Origin of the sequence: Maricaulis sp. (genome assembly GCF_017643475.1) — a bacterium.
Classification (GTDB): domain Bacteria; phylum Pseudomonadota; class Alphaproteobacteria; order Caulobacterales; family Maricaulaceae; genus Maricaulis.
The window spans coordinates 234,952-254,084 of record NZ_JAEPNI010000001.1 but is presented as its reverse complement, the minus strand read 5'-3'; the positions used below and the strand labels follow the sequence as shown (position 1 = coordinate 254,084).

The following is a 19,133-nucleotide window of genomic DNA, read 5'->3' as shown; positions in this document are numbered from 1 at the left end:
ATTATCTGACACGCTTGACCTCTTCTATCCGGAGGATCACCCCATCGCTGGTACGACTGGGTATAACTTCGACCTCGAATGTCCAGTTTTTCCGCGCCTCGGTCAATTCTTCCTCGAAGCGCCGACCCTTGAATAAGAGCCCTACTGCCCCTTTTTTCAACAAGGGATGCGCGTATCCCAATAATTTATGAAGTGGGGCAAAGGCGCGCGCGGTAACAACATCAACCACAGTATCCGGGTCCAGCGCTTCCACTCGAATCGATCTCGCCTCGGCCGGGATGCCTGTTTCCGCGATGACCTTCTTGAGAAAAGCGACCTTTTTCCCCACGGAATCGATCATCAGAACCTGACCATCCAGGCTCTTGTCCTTGAGACCCAGAGCAAGCGCTATGCCCGGAAAACCTGCGCCTGCACCCAGGTCTGCAAAACGGCGCGAACCGTGCGGGATGTGATCCCAGAGCTGATAACTGTCCAGCGCATGACGCTCCCAGAAATCGGCCAGCGTTGAGCGACCCACGAGATTGGTGTGAGCATTCGTTTCTTCGAGAAGTCTATGCCAGGTCTCGAAACCCTCCAGTGTTTCACGTGAAACACCGGTGATCCTCGCAAACTCTTCACTAGTCATGCGCTGGCTGCCTTCTGCTGACGCTTGATATGAGCAAGGACTGCCGTAAGCGCACCCGGCGTCACGCCCTCGACACGCGCGGCCTGGCCGAGCGTCGATGGCCGCGTCGCCTTCAGCTTCTCCTTGGCCTCATTCGACAGACCACCAACAAGGTCATAATCGAAGGCAACCGGGATCTGCACCGCCTCATCCCGTCGGAAAGCCGTAATATCCGCCTGCTGCCGCTCCAGATAGCCGGCATAAAGCGCATCAATCTCGATCTGTTCGCGAATAGCCTTGTCCAGGGTGTCCAGCTGCGGCCAGATGGAAACAAGGTTTTCCCAGTGAATATCCGGGTAGGCAAGCAAGGCAAAAACGTCCCGACGTTTGCCATCCTGATTTACCGATAGACCGTGTTTCTTGGCTTCTTGCGGGGAGAGCTGCAGCGAGCGCGCCATCGTCCGAGCCGCCTCCAGAGCCCTCAACTTGTCCGCATAGGCTGTCTTGCGGACTTCCCCGGCAAAACCCCGATCGATAGCGATCTGCGTGAGGCGTTGATCGGCGTTATCAGAACGCAGCGTCAGCCGATACTCGGCACGCGAGGTGAACATGCGATACGGCTCGGATACGCCGCGCGTAACAAGATCGTCGATCATCACGCCAATATAGGCTTCAGACCGTGACAGGATGAAACGTTCGCGTCCGCTCGCGGCAAAGGCAGCATTCAGACCCGCCATCAGCCCCTGGGCCGCCGCTTCCTCATATCCGGTCGTGCCATTGATCTGTCCCGCCAGCCAAAGGCCGGGAACTTTGCGAACCTGCAGCGTTTCATCAAGCTCGCGGGGATCCACATAATCATACTCGATGGCATATCCGTAGCGGATCACCTCAACATTCGCGAGACCAGGAATAGTCCGCAGAAAGGCATCCTGAACGTCCTCGGGCAGAGAGGAGGAAATACCGTTTGGATAGACGGTGTCATCATCCAGACCCTCTGGTTCCAAGAAAATCTGGTGATTGCTGCGATCTGCAAACCTGTGAACCTTGTCCTCGATCGATGGACAATATCTTGGCCCTCGACCTGCAATCGCTCCGCTATAAACCGCAGACTTGTCGATATTCTCGGAAATAATCGCGTGAGTTTCTTCCGTCGTCCGAGTGACCGCACAGCTGATCTGGGGAACTTCGATCTCATCCGTGAGAAAAGAGAAGGCCACGGGCTCGGCATCTGCCGGCTGTTGCTCCAGCGCGTCCCAGTCAATGGAGGACTTGCGCAACCGGGCAGGCGTACCGGTTTTCAGGCGCCCCATCTCCAGCTTCAGATCATAGAGACGGTCCGACAGGCCGATCGCAGGTGCTTCATCCACGCGGCCGGCGGGGATGCGTTTCTCGCCAATATGGATGAGACCCTTGAGGAAGGTGCCAGTGGTCAGAACAACAGCCGGCGCCTTGTATTCCTTGCCCGACGAGTCGATCACGCCTGCAACTACACCGTTCTCCACGACCAAGTCCTCGACGGCTGCTGCCTGGATATCGAGGCCTTCTGTCTCGGCCAATTCCATCTGCATGGCTTCGCGGTAGAGTTTACGATCAGATTGAGTGCGCGGGCCCCGAACGGCCGGGCCCTTCGAGCGGTTAAGCAGACGGTACTGGATCCCGGAAGCATCAGCGATCCGTCCCATAATCCCGTCCAAGGCGTCGATCTCACGAACAAGATGTCCCTTGCCGAGACCGCCGATAGCCGGGTTACACGACATCTCGCCAATGGTTTCCAGCTTGTGAGTGAGCAGCAAGGTTCGGGCACCCGCGCGCGCCGACGCTGCCGCAGCCTCACAGCCCGCATGCCCACCACCGATAATGATCACATCCCACGAAGTCATCGCCACGCAGCCTGTTCCGCCATGAAAGAAAGGGCGCACTACATAATGCGTCGGAGCGAGGGAGTCGAGCGAAGCGGGCGGTGTTTCACGTGAAACATCGCGATAGAGTTATTACTTCCCGATACAGAATTGTGAAAAGACCCGATCGAGGATGTCCTCCACATCCACTCGGCCCGTAAGCGCCTCCGTGCAGCGAACAGCCAGACGAACATCTTCACCCGCCAGTTCCGGCGCTTCTGCCAGTTTGAGACGGGCCCGGATCAGGGAGTCCACGGCTTCCTCAACGGAGCGTCGATGTCGGACACGGGAAAGCGCTGGCATTTCTCGCGCCGAGAGGCGATCAACGACAATCTCTTCGATCCGCCTCTCCAGCTCGGACACACCATCACCGGACTTCGCACTCAGACCATAGCCGTCACGCTCGGCCTTCTTCTTCTCGACAAGGTCCATCTTGTTCAACACCAAAAGATCACCGTCCTGGAGCCTCTCCTGCAGGTCCAGCAATTCCTCGTCCGACCGGGCATCCGCAACGCCAATGCGCAAATCGGCTTCGACCGCACGATCGAGCGCGCGGCGAACACCTTCGGCCTCAACAGCATCCACCGCTTCACGCAGACCAGCCGTGTCGGAGATCACCACCGGGAAACCACCCATGACGATCCGAACCTCGACAATATCCCGTGTCGTGCCTGGAATGTCTGTGACAATCGCGGCATCGCGCCGCGCGAGCTTGTTGAGCAGAGACGACTTGCCGGCATTCGGGGCCCCGATCAGCGCAATCGAAAAACCGGTGCGTATCCGCTCACCCCGGCGACCGTCATCAAGATGCTCTCCCATGGAGGCGATCAATTCGGTCAAAGGCAGATGCGCCCGGTGGGAGAGGGCGTCCGGAACGTCTTCCTCATCCGGGAAGTCGATCTCGCCTTCGATTGAGGCAAGCACCGAAATCAGCTTGCTCCTCCAGCCTTCATAAAGCGCCTTGAGCGAACCGGACATCTGCGAGATCGCTTGGCGTCGCTGCGCCTCCGTCTCAGCATCAATGAGATCTGCAAGACCCTCTGCCTCGGTCAGATCAAGCCGGCCATGTTCAAACGCACGCCGAGTGAATTCTCCGGGCTGCGCCACCAGACAACCCAGCTCGTCCAGTGCCGAGAGCGTCGCCTCGACCACGGCCGGACCGCCGTGTACCTGCAATTCAGCCACATCCTCGCCAGTGAAGCTGGCAGGCTTTTCGAAATAGAGCACGAGCGTTTCATCAAATATTTCGCCTGCCTGGTTGGAGAGCTTTCGTACGCTGGCCTGACGCGGTTCGGGACGACGACCACGGGTCAGCTTGTCCAGCACCATGCCTACCCGATCACCGGACAGGCGTATCACCGCCACTCCGGACCGGCCGGGTGGAGTTGAAAGAGCGTAAATTGTTGTTTTCACAATGTTTCTACTTTGTGTTCGGGTCCACGCCCGTCTGGCGCATGAAAGACATGAACTGATCCGTCATCTGGCCACCGAATGTCGTCCACTGACGCATCAACGCCTCCGGTTCCATGGATTCCAGATTGGCTTCCATGCGTCGGACCATTTCCTCGGTCAGGCGTTCATTGAGATGGGTGACATCAGGCAGGCCCAAAAAGGTGCGCGCCTCCTCCGGTGAACACTCGATATTGATATTGACCTTCATGAGCACCTCGAAGACGTTTTCCTGCACCACATCAAAAGGAGGGTCGCATGCCGGGTCAAGATATCCTTGTCGACGAGCACACGCCCGAATTCACAGCCTATCTCGCTTTGCCAGCCAGTGGGAGCGGCCCCGGACTGATCGTGTTGCAGGAGATTTTCGGAGTGAACCCAGTGATGCGCGGAATCTGCGACCAGTTTGCGGCCGCCGGGTTTGTCACGCTTTGCCCGGACCTTTTCTGGCGTATCAAGCCGGGCATCCAGATCTCCGACAAGACAGATGATGAATTACAACAAGCCTTCAAGCTGTATAGCGAATACGACGTCGAGGCAGGGATGGCGGATATCCAGCGCGCCCTGGAGACGCTTCGCGACCGCCCTGAATGCACCGGTAGGGCCGGCGCGATTGGTTTCTGTCTCGGCGGATATCTGGCCTATCTCACCGCCTGCCGAACGAGTTCACAGGCAAGCGTTGGATATTATGGCGTGGGAATCGAGAGCGCCCTGTCCGAGGCAGACGATCTGAGTCATCCGCTGATGTTGCACCTCGCCGAGAGAGACCAATTTGTGCCGCCCGCCGTACAGAGCGCGCTCCACAAGGCCTTCGATCATCGCGATGACATTACCGTGCACGACTATCCCGGCAAGGACCATGCTTTCGCACGAACTGGCGGGCGGCACTTTGATACCGACGCCGCAGCGCTGGCGAACTCACGCACGATCACCTTTCTGCGTGAACATCTGTCCTAGCGGTTGCAGATACGACAAATGTGTTAGAGTGGCCCTGCTCGGGCCAGGTACGGGAATGATCTGAAGGGACGTATCGTGGCGATTTTTGACTCAACACTTCAACCGCATCTGCCGCGTTTGCGGGCGGACCGCACCTTGGTGCTCACTACGGTCAGTATTTGGGTCATTCTTGTATTTCTGTTCTCGCTCTCGGCTTACATTGACCATGCCAGAGCCGGACGCAACATTGCCTTCCTGATCGTCCTGCGTAATTACGCGATAGGCTTTACGCCCTGGCTGTTCATGATGCCGGTGATCTTCCTTTACGGCGCTCGCGATGTGAACAAGGCGCTATTGCCAAGCGTGATAACCGCACTTGCCTCGGCGATGATCGCCTTGCCCGTTTCCGGTATCTTCAATGCTGTCGTTCTGGCGGCCATGCACGATACGACCCCACTGCAAGTCATTCAGACGTTCCAGATGCGCGATTGGTTATGGGACGTGCTTTTGTTGATGTTCAACTATCTTGCTGGCCGCCTTATGCGGCCTCGCCCAGAGATCGCGCCCGAAGCACCGGAACAAGTACCTGCCATTGCCGTAAAATCCACAACCGGTGTCGAATTCATTCCGGTCAAACAAATCCAGGGCGCGACCGCACAGGGCAATTACATCGCACTCTTGATGGATGGGCGAGAAGTCTTGCACCGCGCCACTATGGCCAGCCTGTCAGAGAAACTCTCGGACGCAGGTTTTGTCCGCGTTCACCGCTCGCATCTGATCAATCCGAATCTGGTCACGGGTGCCAAGGCACGCGGCGACCGAATACGCGAAGTCCAGCTGAGTAATGGCAGCCGAATTCCAGTGTCCGATCGTTACATGGATGACGCTTATCGCGCGCTGTCCGGTCGGGTTCTTGACTAGTCAGCGCTCGCGATCTTCCAGCTGTCACGGGCCGTGATGCGCCGGAAATAGGCTCTCACGCTGTCCGGCGCATCGCCAAACTGGCGGATGATCTTGAGCAGGTAGAGCATATATCCCACCGAGATATCGGCCGCCGTGAGACGATCCGCCACCAAATAGCTTCCCTTGCCGATACCGCTGTGCTCCAGCGCTTCCAGGTGTTTGTCGGTCTCTGACTTGGCCCAGGCCGCTATGCCGGCATTACGGTGCTCCTCAGGCAAGAGCGCCGTGTGGGCGAGCAACATTGTGACCGGCAAGGTCATCCCACCCTCTCCGAAATGCAGCCATTGCAGGAAACGGCCATAGTCTGTCTCGCCCGGACGGACCTCAAGTTCGCTCGGCCCGAAGGTCGCGAGGATGTATTGCATGATCGCGACACTCTCGAACATCGTGGTTTCCCCATGCTCCAGGGCCGGGATCTTGGCGAGCGGATGCAGCTCTCGATAGGCCGCGGTTTCTTCCGGTGTTGCTCGGTAGGGCGCCTGTTTCAGGGTGTAGGCGACGCCCATCTCTTCCAGCAGCCAGCGACAGCGAATAGACCGCGTGCGCGGCGCATGATGCAGAATGAGTTCCTTGCCTGTAGTATCGACCATGTGTCTCCCCTTTGTGTTTTCTGGAGATAGCAAACCCAATCCTGGCCGAATACAGAAGCAAAAAAAGCCGCATGGCGATCATGCGGCTCTTTTAGACATCATTGCAGACAATGATCAGGTGTTCATGGAGTCGAAGAATTCATCATTGGTCTTCGTCTGACGCAGCTTGTCGAGCAGGAATTCGATCGCGTCCTGGGCACCCATCGGATTGAGGATGCGGCGCAGGATGTACATCTTCTGCAGGTGGTTGCGATCGACCAGGAGTTCTTCCTTACGCGTGCCGGACTTGAGAATATCAATCGCCGGGAAGACGCGTTTGTCAGCCACCTTGCGATCCAGCACGACTTCGGAGTTACCCGTACCCTTGAATTCCTCGAAGATGACTTCATCCATCTTGGAGCCGGTTTCGATCAGCGCCGTCGCGATGATGGTCAGAGAACCACCATTCTCGATATTTCGAGCGGCACCGAAGAAGCGTTTCGGCCGCTGCAGCGCATTGGCATCCACACCACCGGTCAGGACCTTGCCCGAGCTTGGCACGACAGTGTTGTAGGCGCGGCCAAGGCGCGTAATGGAGTCCAGCAGGATGACCACATCGCGGCCATGCTCCACCAGACGCTTGGCTTTCTCGATCACCATTTCGGCCACCTGGACGTGGCGTGTCGCCGGTTCATCAAAGGTCGAGGAAATCACCTCGCCCTTAACCGTGCGCTGCATGTCGGTGACTTCCTCGGGGCGCTCGTCAATGAGCAGCACCATGAGATAGCTTTCCGGGTGATTGCTCTCGATCGCGTGTGCAATGTTCTGGAGCAGGACGGTCTTACCGGTGCGCGGCGGCGCCACGATCAGACCACGCTGGCCCTTACCGAGCGGCGCCACGATATCAATGACTCGGCCCGAGCGATCCTTGACCGTCGGATCGACCGTTTCCATAACAAAGCGGCTATCGGGATAAAGCGGCGTCAGATTGTCGAAATGCACCTTGTGGCGCGCGCGTTCCGGTTCCTCGAAATTGATCGAGCTGACTTTGAGAAGGGCGAAATATCGTTCGCCATCGCGCGGGCTGCGGATCTCGCCCACCACAGTGTCGCCCGTGCGCAGACCGAATTTCCGGATCTGGGTCGGTGAGACGTAGATATCGTCCGGTCCGGCGAGATAGTTCGATTCCGGAGAGCGGAGGAAGCCAAAGCCGTCCTGCAGAACTTCCAGAACCCCGCCGCCATGGATTTCCACCCCGCATTCGGCCAACGCCTTGAGGATCGCGAACATCATGCCCTGTTTTCGCAGGGATGATGCATTCTCGATCTCAAGCGCCTCGGCAAATTCGAGTAGCTCGGTCGGCTTCTTTTCCTTCAGATCCTGGAGCGTCATGCGTTCCAGGCCAGCAAGGGATTCAGGCAGAGCGGTTTCTTCGGTCATGATGGATCTTCACAGGGAACGTCGAGGCCAGCTCCGGTCGGAGTTGGTGCAATCGAAGCAAGAAGGGTGCCGGAAACGCCTAAACACCCGAATTGGTCAGAAATTGACACTGACATCTCGGATAGATGCCCAATCTGTCAATGAAAGAGAGGTCTCACATAGAGTTCAATTCTGCTTGCCACGCCTTGACTGCACGGTCAAGCATTGCCCGGTTGTGCTTGTGTCATTTCAACGCGACGACGGCGATCAACACGATCAGGATGGCGAGCACAAACGGGATCTCGTTCAGGATGCGATAGCGCTTATGTTCCCAGTCATTTGTGCCAGATTCGAACTTCTTGAACCGGTCCGCGAACACGTGGTGGATGCCCGTCATCGCTGAGATCAGCACAAATTTTGCGATCCAGGACCAGTCGAGAAAAATCTCCCAACCGCCCGCGCGCTCGGCATTTGACCACACCAGAAGCAAACCAAAGATCCAGGTCGCGATCATGGCCGGATTCATGATCACCTTGAGCAGCCGGCGTTCCTGCAGGCGGGCAGTCTGGTCAAACTCGCCACCGGCTTCGGCTTGTGCATGATAGACATAGAGGCGCGGCAGATAGAGCAGACCCGCCATCCAGGCGATCACCGCCAGGATATGCAGGGCTCTCAGCCAGTCATACGCTGCAAGGATCATGCTTCCAGGCTTCCCGAAATCGCACATCGGCATTTGCCGAACCCGCGCGGACATATACGAGACCGCGTGTCCGGCGCCAAGCCGTAGGACTGGTTGAGACGCGTATCGACCATGTCAGCCAATGATTTGATGAAAGCTGGCTGGGTGCCCAGTGCCGGTACACGCAGATACATTGGAACGCCATGCTCTGATGCAAGCTCCGCATATTCCTCATCCAGCTCGACAAGGGTCTCGATATGTTCGGAGACAAAGGCGATTGGCGTTAAAACGATATTCTTGCACGCCTTGCCTGCACGCTCGATAGCATCATCGGTGGACGGTCCAATCCATTCCAACGGACCGACACGGCTTTGATAACAGATCTCGTGATCGGTGATCTCGGGCATTTTCTCGACCACCGCCGCCACCGTCTGCTCGACCTGCCATTGGTAGGGATCACCCTCGTCGACAATTTTCTTGGGCAGTCCATGCGCCGAGAACAGAACACGAGTGTTGGATAGATCATCGATGCCGGACAGCGTTTCCCGCAACAGCGCTACATGGGCGTCGACGAATGCCTCTTCTGTCGGATAGCAACAGATCGTTTCAGCTTCCAGGGGCGTGGCTGACGTCCAGGCATCAAGCGAGGAGGCCGTCGTTGTCGTCGAGAATTGTGGGTAAAGCGGTAGCAAGATGACCCTGTCTGGCTGCCAGGCCTCGATTTCCCTGGCCGTTTCCTCGGTGAAGGGATGCCAGTACCGCATTGCCGGCCAGATTCTGACCTCGAGGTCAGTATGCCGCGACCGTAGTTCAGCCTCCAGCGCATCAAGTTGTTTCTGGGTTTCCGGCACAAGCGGTGATCCGCCACCCATCTTCGCGTAATTCTCGCGCGCGGATTTTGCTCGCGTCGTGGAAATCAACCAGGCCAGCATTTCTCGGATCGGACCTGGAGCCTGGATAATGGCCGGATCACGGAACAGATTGCGCAGGAAGGGACGCACAGCTTCGGGCTTGTCCGGTCCTCCGAGATTAAAGGCCGCAATTGCTAGCTTCATGGAATTCGCCTGCCGGTTAGCGGTCGCGAACCGACCGGATCAATTGTTCAACATGGGCAACAGGCACGTCAGGTGTGATCCCGTGACCAAGGTTGAAGATATGGGGCCGGTCAGACCAGGCGTCCACAAGACGATCCACCTCGGCCTTCAGGACCGCGCTACCGGTGCGCAGAACCGCCGGATCGAGATGGCCCTGAACCGGCAGGCCCTTTGGCAGGTTTTCATCCATCCATTTCGGATCAACCGCCGTATCAAGGGCCAGCGCCGTCACGCCGGTCTCGCGGGCATATTTCGGGTAGAGCGTTCCCGCGCCACGCGGAAAGCCAATGATCGGAAGATCAACGCCCTGCGCCCGGATCCGGTCCACAATTCGTTTGGTCGGACGAATGATAACCCGGTCAAACAAAGGCTCCGGAAGACCTTCCGCCCAGCTGTCGAAAATTTTCAGGACTTCAGCACCCGCATGGGCCTGCATGACCAGATAATCCGCAGTGGCGTCGGCAATGATGTCCATCATCGCGTCAAATGCTTCTGCCTTGTCGTAGGCGGCTACGCGTGTTTTGAAACGATCCTTGGACCCACCACCCTCGACCATATAGGTCGCAACCGTCCACGGCGCTCCGGCAAATCCGATCAGCGTCGTTTCCGGTGGCAAATCCGCCTTGGTCAGACGAAGGGTCTCACCAATCGATGCAAGCACGCTGTCGTCACGTTTGTCAGCCAGCTCCTGAAAATTGGCAACATCGAACGGGTCCAGCTTGGGACCTTCGCCGGTGACAAACCAGACCCGTCGGCCCAGGGCGATCGGTATAAGCAGAATGTCTGCAAACATAATCGCTGCATCAAAGCCAAACCGGCGGATCGGCTGCAGCGTCACTTCTGATGCGAGATCCGGCGAGAAGCAGAAATCAATGAAGTCCTTCGCCCGGGAGCGAACTTCCCGGTATTCGGCCAAATAACGGCCAGCCTGGCGCATCATCCAGATGGGAGGTGGTGAGAGCGTCTCACCTTTCAGGACATTGAGGATCGGTTTTGAAACATCATCGGTCATACCGAGTGCTTTAGGACGCTCCGTCCACAGGTTCAATGCGGCGTTTTCACTTCCCCTTTAATAATAGAATTAGGGAGTCGTAGTTGTTGTACTGTGAGTGTCGGGGGTATCTCGTTTATCCGCATGCTGAGGACATATTTGTCAGCTGGATAACTCCTAAGTTTCGTCAGTATCTTATCCGGTATAAACGGAATTAGGTTATTTATAACAACATCATGTAGACAAAAGTGTTGTTGATAAACCGGTAAAACCTTGTGATCTTATTATCCCCGGAAAATTCACTCACAGGCTTATCAACACACAGCATCACTGTGGACAAATCTGTGAAATTATCGGGGTATGACCGGGTATTACCCACAGCCGAAAATCATCGATCGGTGGATTGAGGACAACGGCCCAAGTTATTAACAAGTCGTTAACAGATCGAGCGCGTGATGACGGACAGCGAACAGCCCCCCATCGATACCTGTTTTCACATTCACATGGTCTCGGATTCGACCGGTGAAACGCTGATGGAGGTCATGCGTGCTTCCGTAGCCCAGTTTGAAAACACCAATCCGCTTGAACATCTCTATGCCCTGGTCAGATCATCGCGTCAGCTGGACCGGGTGCTTGAAGAAGTTGCGGGTTATCCCGGTGTTGTCATGTACACCATCGTTAATCCGGACCTGCGTCGTGAACTGGAGACCCGGTGTATGGAAATCGGTGTTCCGGCGATTGCCGTCCTCGATCCGATGTTGGCGACGTTAAGTTCCTATCTTCAAAGACCTATTGCTAGTCGCGCCGGTGCACAGCGATCTCTCGATGCGCAGTATTATCACCGGATTGAAGCCATGAATTACGCTATGTCCCATGATGACGGACAAGGTGATAATTTCGAGGCCGCGGACATTATTTTGCTGGGTGTCAGCCGGACGTCCAAGACACCGACCAGTATCTATCTGGCGCATCGTGGTTTCCGGGCGGCAAACATTCCCCTGGTACAATCCGCGCCGCTTCCAACCGATCTTGCCAGTCTGAAAAAACCCCTGATCGTGGGTCTGACCGCTTCGCCGGAACGTATTGTTCAAATCCGTCGTAATCGCCTTCTGTCGCTGAACGAGGATCGCGATACGGATTACATTGATGATTTCACAGTTCGCGAGGAAGTCCTTCACGCCAAGCGACTTTATGCGAAACATGGCTGGCCCTCGATTGATGTAACGCGTCGTTCGATTGAAGAAACTGCGGCGAAAATCATTAATCTTCTCAACGAGAAAAGAGCCAAAGATGAGTAGTTCCCTGGTGCTGGCATCGGGAAGTCAGATCCGTCGGCTGGTGCTTGAACAGGCCTGTATTCCTTTTCGGGTCGACAAATCGGATGTGGACGAAACGGAGCTCAAGGAAAAGCATGCGGATCTGAACCCGGCGGAAATGGCGCTTCTGCTTGGCCGGGCCAAGTCTCGCCAGGTATCAGCCAGATTGCCGGGTGAGATTGTTCTGGGTGCTGACCAGACCATGGAACTGGAAGGTCAGCTGCTCGACAAATTGCCGGACGCTGCACTGGCTCGCGACCGGCTGAAACGCATGCGTGGCAAACCTCATTATCTGCATTCTGGTCTCTCTCTACATCGGGATGGTGAGGAGATCTGGTCGCTATCACGCACATCGACCATTCATGTCCGCGAGTTTTCAGGCTCATTCCTCGAGACCTATCTGGAACAAGCCGGAGATGCCCTGACAGCCAGTGTTGGCGCCTATGCCTATGAAGGCCTGGGCGCGCAATTGTTCGAGACGGTCGAGGGCGACTATTACGCGATTCTGGGACTACCCCTGCTGCCGTTGCTGGAAGCTTTGCGTGAATTTGGAGTGATCGAAACATGACACCGACCGGAGCTGCGATGACCGCCGGTGTGATCGGTCAGCCGATTGCCCATTCACTGTCACCTTTGATGATGTCACGCTGGATCGATGCTGCCGGCCTGGATGCGATTTACACACCATATGTCGCCACACCGCACATGTTTGCCCCCGTTGTCATGGCGCTTTATCGCGCTGGGTTGAAGGGCCTGAATGTTACCCTGCCGCACAAGACTGAAGCCCTGACCCTGGCCAACCGGATTTCGGACGCAGCGGACAAGATCGGTGCTGCCAATCTCTTGACATTTGTTGATGGGGAAATTCACGCAGACAACACTGATGCTGTTGGTTTCATTTCATCTTTGCGAATTGCTGGCGTGGACCCTAAAGGCAAGTCTGTTCTGGTGCTGGGCGCAGGTGGCGCTTCTCGTGCCGTGACATATGGTTTGAAGGATGCCGGCGCTCGAGAGCTTGCAATCGCCAATCGAAGTCTTGGAAAAGCCCGTGAAATTGCCCGCGAAATCGCGCCGGATACTGAAATAGTGGGATGGGATAATCGCAATGGTCTTTTGGATCAGGTCGATATTGTGGTGAACGCGACTTCGCTGGGGCTGAAGGGGCAGATTCCGCTGGAAATGGAATGGGGGCAAGCCAGGGACAGCCTTGTCGCTATCGATACCGTATATACGCCCCTCGAAACCCAATTTCTCGCGGATGCCCGCAATCGTGATCTGACAGGCATAGACGGTCTGGGCATGTTGATCGAACAGGGAAAACCCAGCTTCGAGGCATTTTTCGGCGTAGCGGCTCCACAGGGTGCGGATATTCGATCCTTGCTGGAAACAAAGCTGCGTGAGGCAAAATGATCCGCATGGGCCTCACCGGATCGATTGGCATGGGTAAGTCAGCAACAGCTGCTCTGTTCGCGGCCGAAGGTGTTCCGGTTTTCGATTCCGATGCGGCCGTCCACGCACTTTACGCTGCTGGCGGCGCGGCTGTTGAACCCATCGCCGCTGTCTTCGGTGATGTGATCACTGACGGTGCGGTTGACCGGGCTCGGTTATCCGCGGTTCTGAAGGTAGATCCGGCAGGTTTTGCGCAACTTGAGGCGATTGTTCATCCGCTCGTGGAGTCGGCGCGCGAAGCTTTCCTGCAAGCGGCAAGAAATGACCAGGCCGAGGCCGTTCTCTTTGATATTCCGCTTCTCTTTGAAACTGGCGGTGAAGAGGCTGTCGATGTCATCATTGTCTGTCATGCTCCTGACAATGTTCGTCGCAAGCGCGTACTGGATCGGCCAGGCATGACTGAAGAAAAGCTGGATTTGATCCTTGCCAGACAGATGCCAGAAACGGAAAAGCTCAAACGGTCGGATTACGCGGTTGAGACCTCTCAGGGTCTTGATCTGGCGCGCGAACAGGTGCGCGATATTCTGGCAGATATTCGGCGACGCAAGACAGAGGGCGAACTGGGCTGATGCGCGAGATTGTATTCGATACCGAGACGACCGGGCTTGAAGCCAATGGTGGTGATCGCATCACCGAACTGGGCTGTGTCGAGGTCATCGATTGCATTCCAACAGGCAAGACGTTTCACGCCTATATCAATCCAGAACGTTCCACGCCCCAGGAAGTTGTCGAGATTACCGGCCTTACGGATGATTTCCTCGCAGACAAGCCGGTATTTGCCGAAGTCGCACAGGACTTTATCGATTTTGTCGGTGATGCCGTCATGGTCGCACACAATGCGCCGTTTGACCGGGGTTTCATCAATATGGAAATGGTCCGGCTCGGCAAGCAGCCGTATGCCGAAAACCGGTTCAAGGATACAGCGCGCATCGCCCGGGCCATGTTCCCGGGCAGTTATGTATCCCTGGACGCCTTGTGTAAGCGTTTTGATATCTCGCTGGAAACACGAGAGAAACACGGCGCTCTGATTGACTCCCTATTGTTGGCGGAAGTTTATCTTGAGCTGACTGGAGGTCGGACTCGCGCGCTGGACTTGGCCGGCAAAGCGGAAACCAGTGGCGGCAAGGTTGAATTCCCTGTTCGTCCGGTGCGGTCACGCGAGTTATCAGGTCGCGTCAACGAAACAGAGCGCGCCGCCCACGCCGCCTTTATCGACGAAATGGGCGAAGACGCGCTCTGGAAACAGCTTAAAGCGCTGAATTAGTTGGCAGCAGCCGGCTCGCCATTGCCATTGGTGTCGGCGCCCGGGGCAGCTGCAGCACGTTTGGCCAGCTGAGCACGGTAAAGGTTCGCGAAATCGACCGGGTCCAGCATCAGCGGCGGGAAGCCACCATCACGCGTGACGTCCGCCAGGATACGACGGGCGAACGGGAAGATCATGCGCGGGCATTCGATCAGCAGGAAAGGCTCACGGTCGGCATCTGCAATGTTCGCCATCTGGAACAGGCCGGCATAGGCCAGCTCTGCAATGAAGACGACGTCATCATTTTCGCCAGCCGCACGCGCCGAGAAGTTCAGCGTGACTTCATACGTGTCGGGGCTGATGGTGCGTGCCTGGACGTCAATTCCCAGATCAATGTTCGGCGGCTTCGAGCTGCGTGCAGAATCCGTGTAGGACGGGTTCTCGAAGGAGAGGTCCTTGATGAACTGGGTGAGGATGCGAAGCGACGGAGCTTTCGGCATTTCGCCTTCTGCAGGCGTGTTCGGAGCGTCGGCCATAATTGTCCCCTGGCGGGTCAGCGTTGATTAACAGGCCCAAGGGGCCAGATATACGAAGCGGGCCGGTTAGCATGCGAGCGATAGGGCGGCAAGCTGTAAGCCTGATATTGAACTAGCTGACGAAGCGCCAAAATGTTCTAGTATTGAATTTGGTGCCAACTGGACAGCCAATCAGGACGCTGACGGAATGATCGATCTACTCACCATTCTCATTTTCGGCGGCATAGCCGTGTTTTTTGGATTCAAGCTGTTCACTGTGCTGGGGCGGCATGAAGGCCATATGGAGGCACCTAGCTCTGACAATGTCTCGCCCGCTGGGATCGGCATGCCGGGATCGACTTCCCCACTGCGTCCGGCGTTTGAGGGTCCGGCCGCGGCCGGCCTGGAAGCGATAGCTGCAGCTGACAGCCGTTTCGACCCAAACGAGTTTGTTGTTGGCGCCAAGCGGGCCTATCGCATGATTGTCGAAGCCTTTGCCGCCGGCGATCGCGACGCGCTCTCAGACTTGCTCGCGCCGGATGTACTCAAACGCTATGTCTCGGCAATCGATGCTCGCGATAAACGTGGAGAAACGGTCAATTCCGAAATCGATCGCATCAAATCTGCGGATATTACCGAGGCGGAACACCATTCGGGCACGGCCCGGGTGAAAATCCGTTTCGAGGCAGAGATTGCGACCGAAACGCGTGATGAAACGGGCAAACTTGTCAGCGGTGATCTCGCCAATCTGGCAAAGACGGTGGAATACTGGACTTTCCAGCGCAAGACCACGAGCTCTGATCCCAATTGGGAGCTGTCCAGTGTCTCCGTGGCTTAGGCGCGGCCTGATTTCCAGCCTGGTCTTCCTGGCGGCATGCCAGCAACCTGAACCCGTCGAAGAACCGGTCGAAGCAACACCGGAGCCGGAAGTTGTTCTGCCCGATCAGCTTCAGCTTGTCCCGGCTCACTGGGATGCCTTGCGCGACTGGCAGTCCAGCGACCCTCTAGCAGGTATTTCGGCTTTCCTGCGATCTTGCGAGCAATGGCACGGCCGGGCGGAGGATCGTCCTCTCAATCCACGAGCGGAATGGGCAGGAACGGTCGGTGACTGGCGCGGTGCCTGTGCAGCGGCGACCATGGCAGGTAGTGATCCGGCCTCTCGTCGCCAAGCGCTGGAAGCTGTGTTCACACCTATCCGCATCATCGCTGTGGGTGAAGATGACACGGTTGAGCCAGCCGAAACGGGCCTGCTGACTGGATATTATGAACCCTTTGTGGAAGTGCGCGAGGAATCCTCCGTCGAGTTCGCCCAACCGCTTCGTCGCAGACCGGATGACCTGGTGACGGTCGATCTGGGCCGGTTTGATGAGGAATTGGCCGGACGTCGGCTGGTCGGTCGTGTCGAAAATGGTCAGCTGGTTTACTATCGCGATCGCGATGAAATCGAGCGTCAGGATCGCGGAGAGGTCATCGCCTGGGGACGCCCTATCGACGTGTTTTTCCTGCAGATCCAGGGATCTGGCCGTCTGGTTTATCCTGACGGGAGGCAGGAGCGTGCCGCTTTTGCCGCGCATAATGGCCTGCCCTACCGATCTATTGGTCGTGAATTGATCCGCCGCGGTGAGCTCGAGCGTCACGCAGCGTCGAAACAGGGGATTGAGCGGTGGCTCAATGACAATGGACCTGAGGCTACGGCAGAGCTTTTTGCGGTCAATCCACGTTACGTCTTTTTCCAGACCCAGCCATTGACCGATCCTGACCTCGGACCGTCGGGCTCATCCGGCGTTGCGCTGACACCCATGGCATCTATCGCCGTCGATACCTCGCAGCATGCGCACGGCGTGCCGATCTGGCTGAGTGCTGATCTGCCGGAGCTGGATACGTGGTCGGGCCTGGTGGTTGCCCAGGATTCCGGCGGTGCTATCAATGGTCCTATCCGGGGTGATTTTTTCTGGGGCTGGGACGATACAGCGGAACGTCGCGCAGGCACGACCCGCGCCCAGGCCAGCTGGTACGTTCTTTTACCGACCGCTGTCGCCCAGCGTATTATCGATGCCACCCCGCCGGCCTAGGGTTTTGTGATGATCCGCAAACGTGTCCTCAGCCCGGGTGAAAAGGCGGAATGGCGCAAGATTGCGCGATCTGTGACCCCGATTGACGAGAGCAGGAAGCGCTCGCTTGAGGATGAGATTGCTGCGCCCTCGGCGCGCCCTGAACACCCCAAACCGAAGACCAAGTCCCGATCTCCCGCGAAAAAACCTGCGCGTCGGCCCAATCATTCGCATCCGCCCCATCATCATGTCCCCGTGCCGGTTGACCGGAGTGCGGAGCGTCGCCATCGGCGGGGCAAGCTGGAGCTGGATGCGCGCATAGATCTGCACGGGCTGACCCAGGACCAGGCATTGTCCACCCTGACTCACTTTCTGCGCATGGCCTGGAGTGAGGGCTATCGCAATGTGCTGGTGATCACCGGCAAGGGCCTGTCCCAGAGAGATCGAGAAGACGCGCCGTGGGATTATCCAGAAAAGCCTGGGGTTCTTAGGCGTAAATTACCGGAATGGCTTGGTAATTCTACTTTGCGTCAGTGGGTGTCAGGGTACTCGTCCGCGCATACGCGGCACGGCGGCGCCGGGGCGTTTTATGTCACTCTGAGGGTAAGCCCGAAATCAGCCCTGCCTAGAGAATGAACTTGCTCAGATCTGCATTCTTGGCCAGTTCACCGACCTGTTCCCGAACATAATCGGCGTCAATCCGGATCGTCTCGCCATCACGGTCGGAAGCGGTGAAGGAAATATCCTCGACCAGCTTTTCCATGATGGTCTGAAGCCGGCGCGCACCGATATTCTCGACAGTCGAGTTCACATTGGCCGCCAGTTCGGCGATCGCGTCGATCGCATCCTCGCCGAATTCCAGGGTGACACCCTCGGTCTTCAGCAATTCCGTGTACTGGCGGATGAGGCTGGCTTCCGGTTCCGTGAGGATACGCTGGAAATCTGCCTTGGTCAGCGCTGACAGTTCGACCCGGATTGGCAGGCGACCCTGCAGCTCGGGCAGCATGTCGGAGGGTTTGGCCACGTGGAATGCGCCCGAGGCGATGAAGAGGATGTGGTCTGTCTTCACGGCGCCGTGCTTGGTCGAAACAGTGGTTCCTTCGATCAGGGGCAGAAGGTCACGCTGAACGCCTTCACGGCTGACATCCCCGCCACGGGCGTCGGAACGGGCGGCGATCTTGTCGATTTCGTCCAGGAAAACAATGCCTTCATTCTCGGCCAGCTTGATCGCTTCTGCGGTGATCTGGGCGTCGTCGATCAGCTTGTCGGCTTCCTCGTTGATCAGTGGCTCATAGGCGTCCTTGACCTTCATGCGCACAGTCTTGGACTGCTGGCCGAAACCCTTGCCCAAGAGGTCGCCGAGATTGAGCACACCGGCGCCACCACCGCCCGCCGGCATGCCGGGAATGTCCAGCATCTGTAGCGGGGAGCTGGTTTCGGAGATCTTGATCTCGACATCCTTGTCGTCGAGCTCCCCGGTCCGCAGGCGTTTGCGGAAACTGTCCCGTGTGGACTCGCTGGCGGTAGGGCCGACAAGTGCTTCCAGCACACGGTTCTCCGCTGCGGCATGGGCCTTGGCTTTGACTTCCTCGCGCTTTTTCTCGCGCACCAGGCTTATGGCGATTTCAACGAGGTCGCGCGCGATCTGGTCGACATCGCGGCCGACATAACCCACCTCGGTGAATTTCGTTGCTTCGATCTTGATGAAAGGAGCCTGGGCCAGTTTGGCCAGACGGCGAGAAATCTCGGTCTTGCCGACACCGGTGGGGCCGATCATCAGAATATTTTTCGGCGTGACTTCCTCAGCCAGATCCGCATCCAGCTGCCGACGGCGCCAGCGATTGCGCAGGGCAATGGCGACAGCTTTCTTGGCCTCGGCCTGGCCAACGATGTGGCGGTCGAGTTCGGATACGATTTCGCGGGGCGAGAAGTCAGTCATCGGGCGAGCCATTTGTTG

The 19,133-nt window shown here is 57.2% G+C and carries 21 protein-coding genes; 10 read left to right on the top strand and 11 right to left on the bottom strand.

Annotated features, from left to right (window positions below; genetic code table 11):
- Position 1: 1 nt before the first annotated feature.
- From rsmG to JJ889_RS01240, 4 genes are all read right to left on the bottom strand, one after another.
- The gene (gene rsmG, locus JJ889_RS01255) at positions 2-625 is read right to left on the bottom strand and encodes a 16S rRNA (guanine(527)-N(7))-methyltransferase RsmG (RefSeq protein WP_291890945.1); all 624 of its coding nucleotides are present in this window, start codon (positions 623-625) and stop codon (positions 2-4) included.
- Complete coding sequence (gene mnmG / locus JJ889_RS01250; RefSeq protein WP_291893132.1) at positions 622-2,484, bottom strand: tRNA uridine-5-carboxymethylaminomethyl(34) synthesis enzyme MnmG; 1,863 nt, start codon at positions 2,482-2,484, stop codon at positions 622-624. The genes rsmG and mnmG overlap by 4 nt, the downstream gene beginning before the upstream one ends.
- Positions 2,485-2,595: 111 nt before the next feature.
- A complete protein-coding gene (mnmE, locus tag JJ889_RS01245; RefSeq protein WP_291890944.1) occupies positions 2,596-3,915 on the bottom strand; it encodes a tRNA uridine-5-carboxymethylaminomethyl(34) synthesis GTPase MnmE in 1,320 nt (439 codons plus the stop codon).
- 7 nt (positions 3,916-3,922) lie between these two features.
- Positions 3,923-4,162 (bottom strand): DUF6489 family protein, encoded by a 240-nt coding sequence (locus tag JJ889_RS01240; RefSeq protein WP_291890943.1) that lies wholly within the window; start codon positions 4,160-4,162, stop codon positions 3,923-3,925.
- A 47-nt stretch (positions 4,163-4,209) separates the two neighbouring features.
- Here JJ889_RS01240 and JJ889_RS01235 point away from each other — a divergent pair, with 47 nt between their 5' ends.
- Positions 4,210-4,908 carry a dienelactone hydrolase family protein gene (locus JJ889_RS01235; protein WP_291890942.1) on the top strand — a complete coding sequence of 233 codons (699 nt, stop codon included), beginning with the start codon at positions 4,210-4,212 and terminating at the stop codon, positions 4,906-4,908.
- Positions 4,909-4,983: 75 nt separating this feature from the next.
- Positions 4,984-5,808, top strand: coding sequence for a LytTR family DNA-binding domain-containing protein (locus JJ889_RS01230; RefSeq protein WP_291890941.1), 825 nt, complete (start codon positions 4,984-4,986; stop codon positions 5,806-5,808).
- Here JJ889_RS01230 and JJ889_RS01225 read toward each other — a convergent pair.
- The 5 genes from JJ889_RS01225 to hemE form a co-directional block, all read right to left on the bottom strand.
- Complete coding sequence (locus JJ889_RS01225; RefSeq protein ID WP_291890940.1) at positions 5,805-6,440, bottom strand: glutathione S-transferase family protein; 636 nt, start codon at positions 6,438-6,440, stop codon at positions 5,805-5,807. The genes JJ889_RS01230 and JJ889_RS01225 overlap by 4 nt on opposite strands.
- Positions 6,441-6,554: 114 nt before the next feature.
- Entirely contained in the window at positions 6,555-7,859 is a 1,305-nt protein-coding gene (gene rho, locus JJ889_RS01220) for a transcription termination factor Rho (protein WP_366524371.1), read from the bottom strand.
- Positions 7,860-8,082: 223 nt separating this feature from the next.
- Positions 8,083-8,538: a CopD family protein gene (locus tag JJ889_RS01215; protein WP_291890939.1), complete on the bottom strand. Its 456-nt coding sequence runs from the start codon at positions 8,536-8,538 to the stop codon at positions 8,083-8,085.
- Positions 8,535-9,572 (bottom strand): ferrochelatase, encoded by a 1,038-nt coding sequence (gene hemH / locus JJ889_RS01210; RefSeq protein WP_291890938.1) that lies wholly within the window; start codon positions 9,570-9,572, stop codon positions 8,535-8,537. The genes JJ889_RS01215 and hemH overlap by 4 nt, the downstream gene beginning before the upstream one ends.
- A 16-nt stretch (positions 9,573-9,588) precedes the next feature.
- Positions 9,589-10,623, bottom strand: a complete 1,035-nt coding sequence (gene hemE, locus JJ889_RS01205) for a uroporphyrinogen decarboxylase (protein WP_291890937.1) — start codon at positions 10,621-10,623, stop codon at positions 9,589-9,591.
- A 434-nt stretch (positions 10,624-11,057) separates the two neighbouring features.
- On the opposite strand from hemE, the gene JJ889_RS01200 reads away from it, so the two are divergent.
- The 5 genes from JJ889_RS01200 to dnaQ are packed head-to-tail and all read left to right on the top strand — an operon-like array spanning position 11,058 to position 14,631.
- Positions 11,058-11,900, top strand: coding sequence for a pyruvate, water dikinase regulatory protein (locus tag JJ889_RS01200; RefSeq protein ID WP_291890936.1), 843 nt, complete (start codon positions 11,058-11,060; stop codon positions 11,898-11,900).
- Positions 11,893-12,486 (top strand): Maf family protein, encoded by a 594-nt coding sequence (locus tag JJ889_RS01195; protein WP_291890935.1) that lies wholly within the window; start codon positions 11,893-11,895, stop codon positions 12,484-12,486. The genes JJ889_RS01200 and JJ889_RS01195 overlap by 8 nt, the downstream gene beginning before the upstream one ends.
- Before the next feature lie 17 nt (positions 12,487-12,503).
- Positions 12,504-13,328, top strand: a complete 825-nt coding sequence (gene aroE / locus JJ889_RS01190) for a shikimate dehydrogenase (RefSeq protein WP_291890934.1) — start codon at positions 12,504-12,506, stop codon at positions 13,326-13,328.
- On the top strand, positions 13,325-13,936 hold the full coding sequence (gene coaE, locus JJ889_RS01185; protein WP_291890933.1) for a dephospho-CoA kinase: 612 nt from the start codon (positions 13,325-13,327) through the stop codon (positions 13,934-13,936). The genes aroE and coaE overlap by 4 nt, the downstream gene beginning before the upstream one ends.
- Entirely contained in the window at positions 13,936-14,631 is a 696-nt protein-coding gene (gene dnaQ / locus JJ889_RS01180) for a DNA polymerase III subunit epsilon (RefSeq protein ID WP_291890932.1), read from the top strand. The genes coaE and dnaQ overlap by 1 nt, the downstream gene beginning before the upstream one ends.
- On the opposite strand, the gene secB is transcribed toward dnaQ, so the two are convergent.
- Positions 14,628-15,146 (bottom strand): protein-export chaperone SecB, encoded by a 519-nt coding sequence (gene secB / locus JJ889_RS01175; RefSeq protein ID WP_291890931.1) that lies wholly within the window; start codon positions 15,144-15,146, stop codon positions 14,628-14,630. The two genes, dnaQ and secB, sit on opposite strands and share 4 nt — an antisense overlap.
- A 187-nt stretch (positions 15,147-15,333) precedes the next feature.
- Between secB and JJ889_RS01170 the strand changes: the two genes are divergently transcribed.
- The 3 genes from JJ889_RS01170 to JJ889_RS01160 are packed head-to-tail and all read left to right on the top strand — an operon-like array spanning position 15,334 to position 17,812.
- Positions 15,334-15,963 carry a Tim44/TimA family putative adaptor protein gene (locus tag JJ889_RS01170; protein ID WP_291890930.1) on the top strand — a complete coding sequence of 210 codons (630 nt, stop codon included), beginning with the start codon at positions 15,334-15,336 and terminating at the stop codon, positions 15,961-15,963.
- Positions 15,947-17,197, top strand: coding sequence for a murein transglycosylase A (locus JJ889_RS01165; protein WP_291890929.1), 1,251 nt, complete (start codon positions 15,947-15,949; stop codon positions 17,195-17,197). The genes JJ889_RS01170 and JJ889_RS01165 overlap by 17 nt, the downstream gene beginning before the upstream one ends.
- Positions 17,198-17,206: 9 nt before the next feature.
- Entirely contained in the window at positions 17,207-17,812 is a 606-nt protein-coding gene (locus JJ889_RS01160; protein ID WP_291890928.1) for a Smr/MutS family protein, read from the top strand.
- On the opposite strand, the gene hslU is transcribed toward JJ889_RS01160, so the two are convergent.
- On the bottom strand, positions 17,802-19,115 hold the full coding sequence (gene hslU / locus JJ889_RS01155) for an ATP-dependent protease ATPase subunit HslU (RefSeq protein ID WP_291890927.1): 1,314 nt from the start codon (positions 19,113-19,115) through the stop codon (positions 17,802-17,804). The genes JJ889_RS01160 and hslU overlap by 11 nt on opposite strands.
- Between the last annotated feature and the right edge of the window lie 18 nt (positions 19,116-19,133).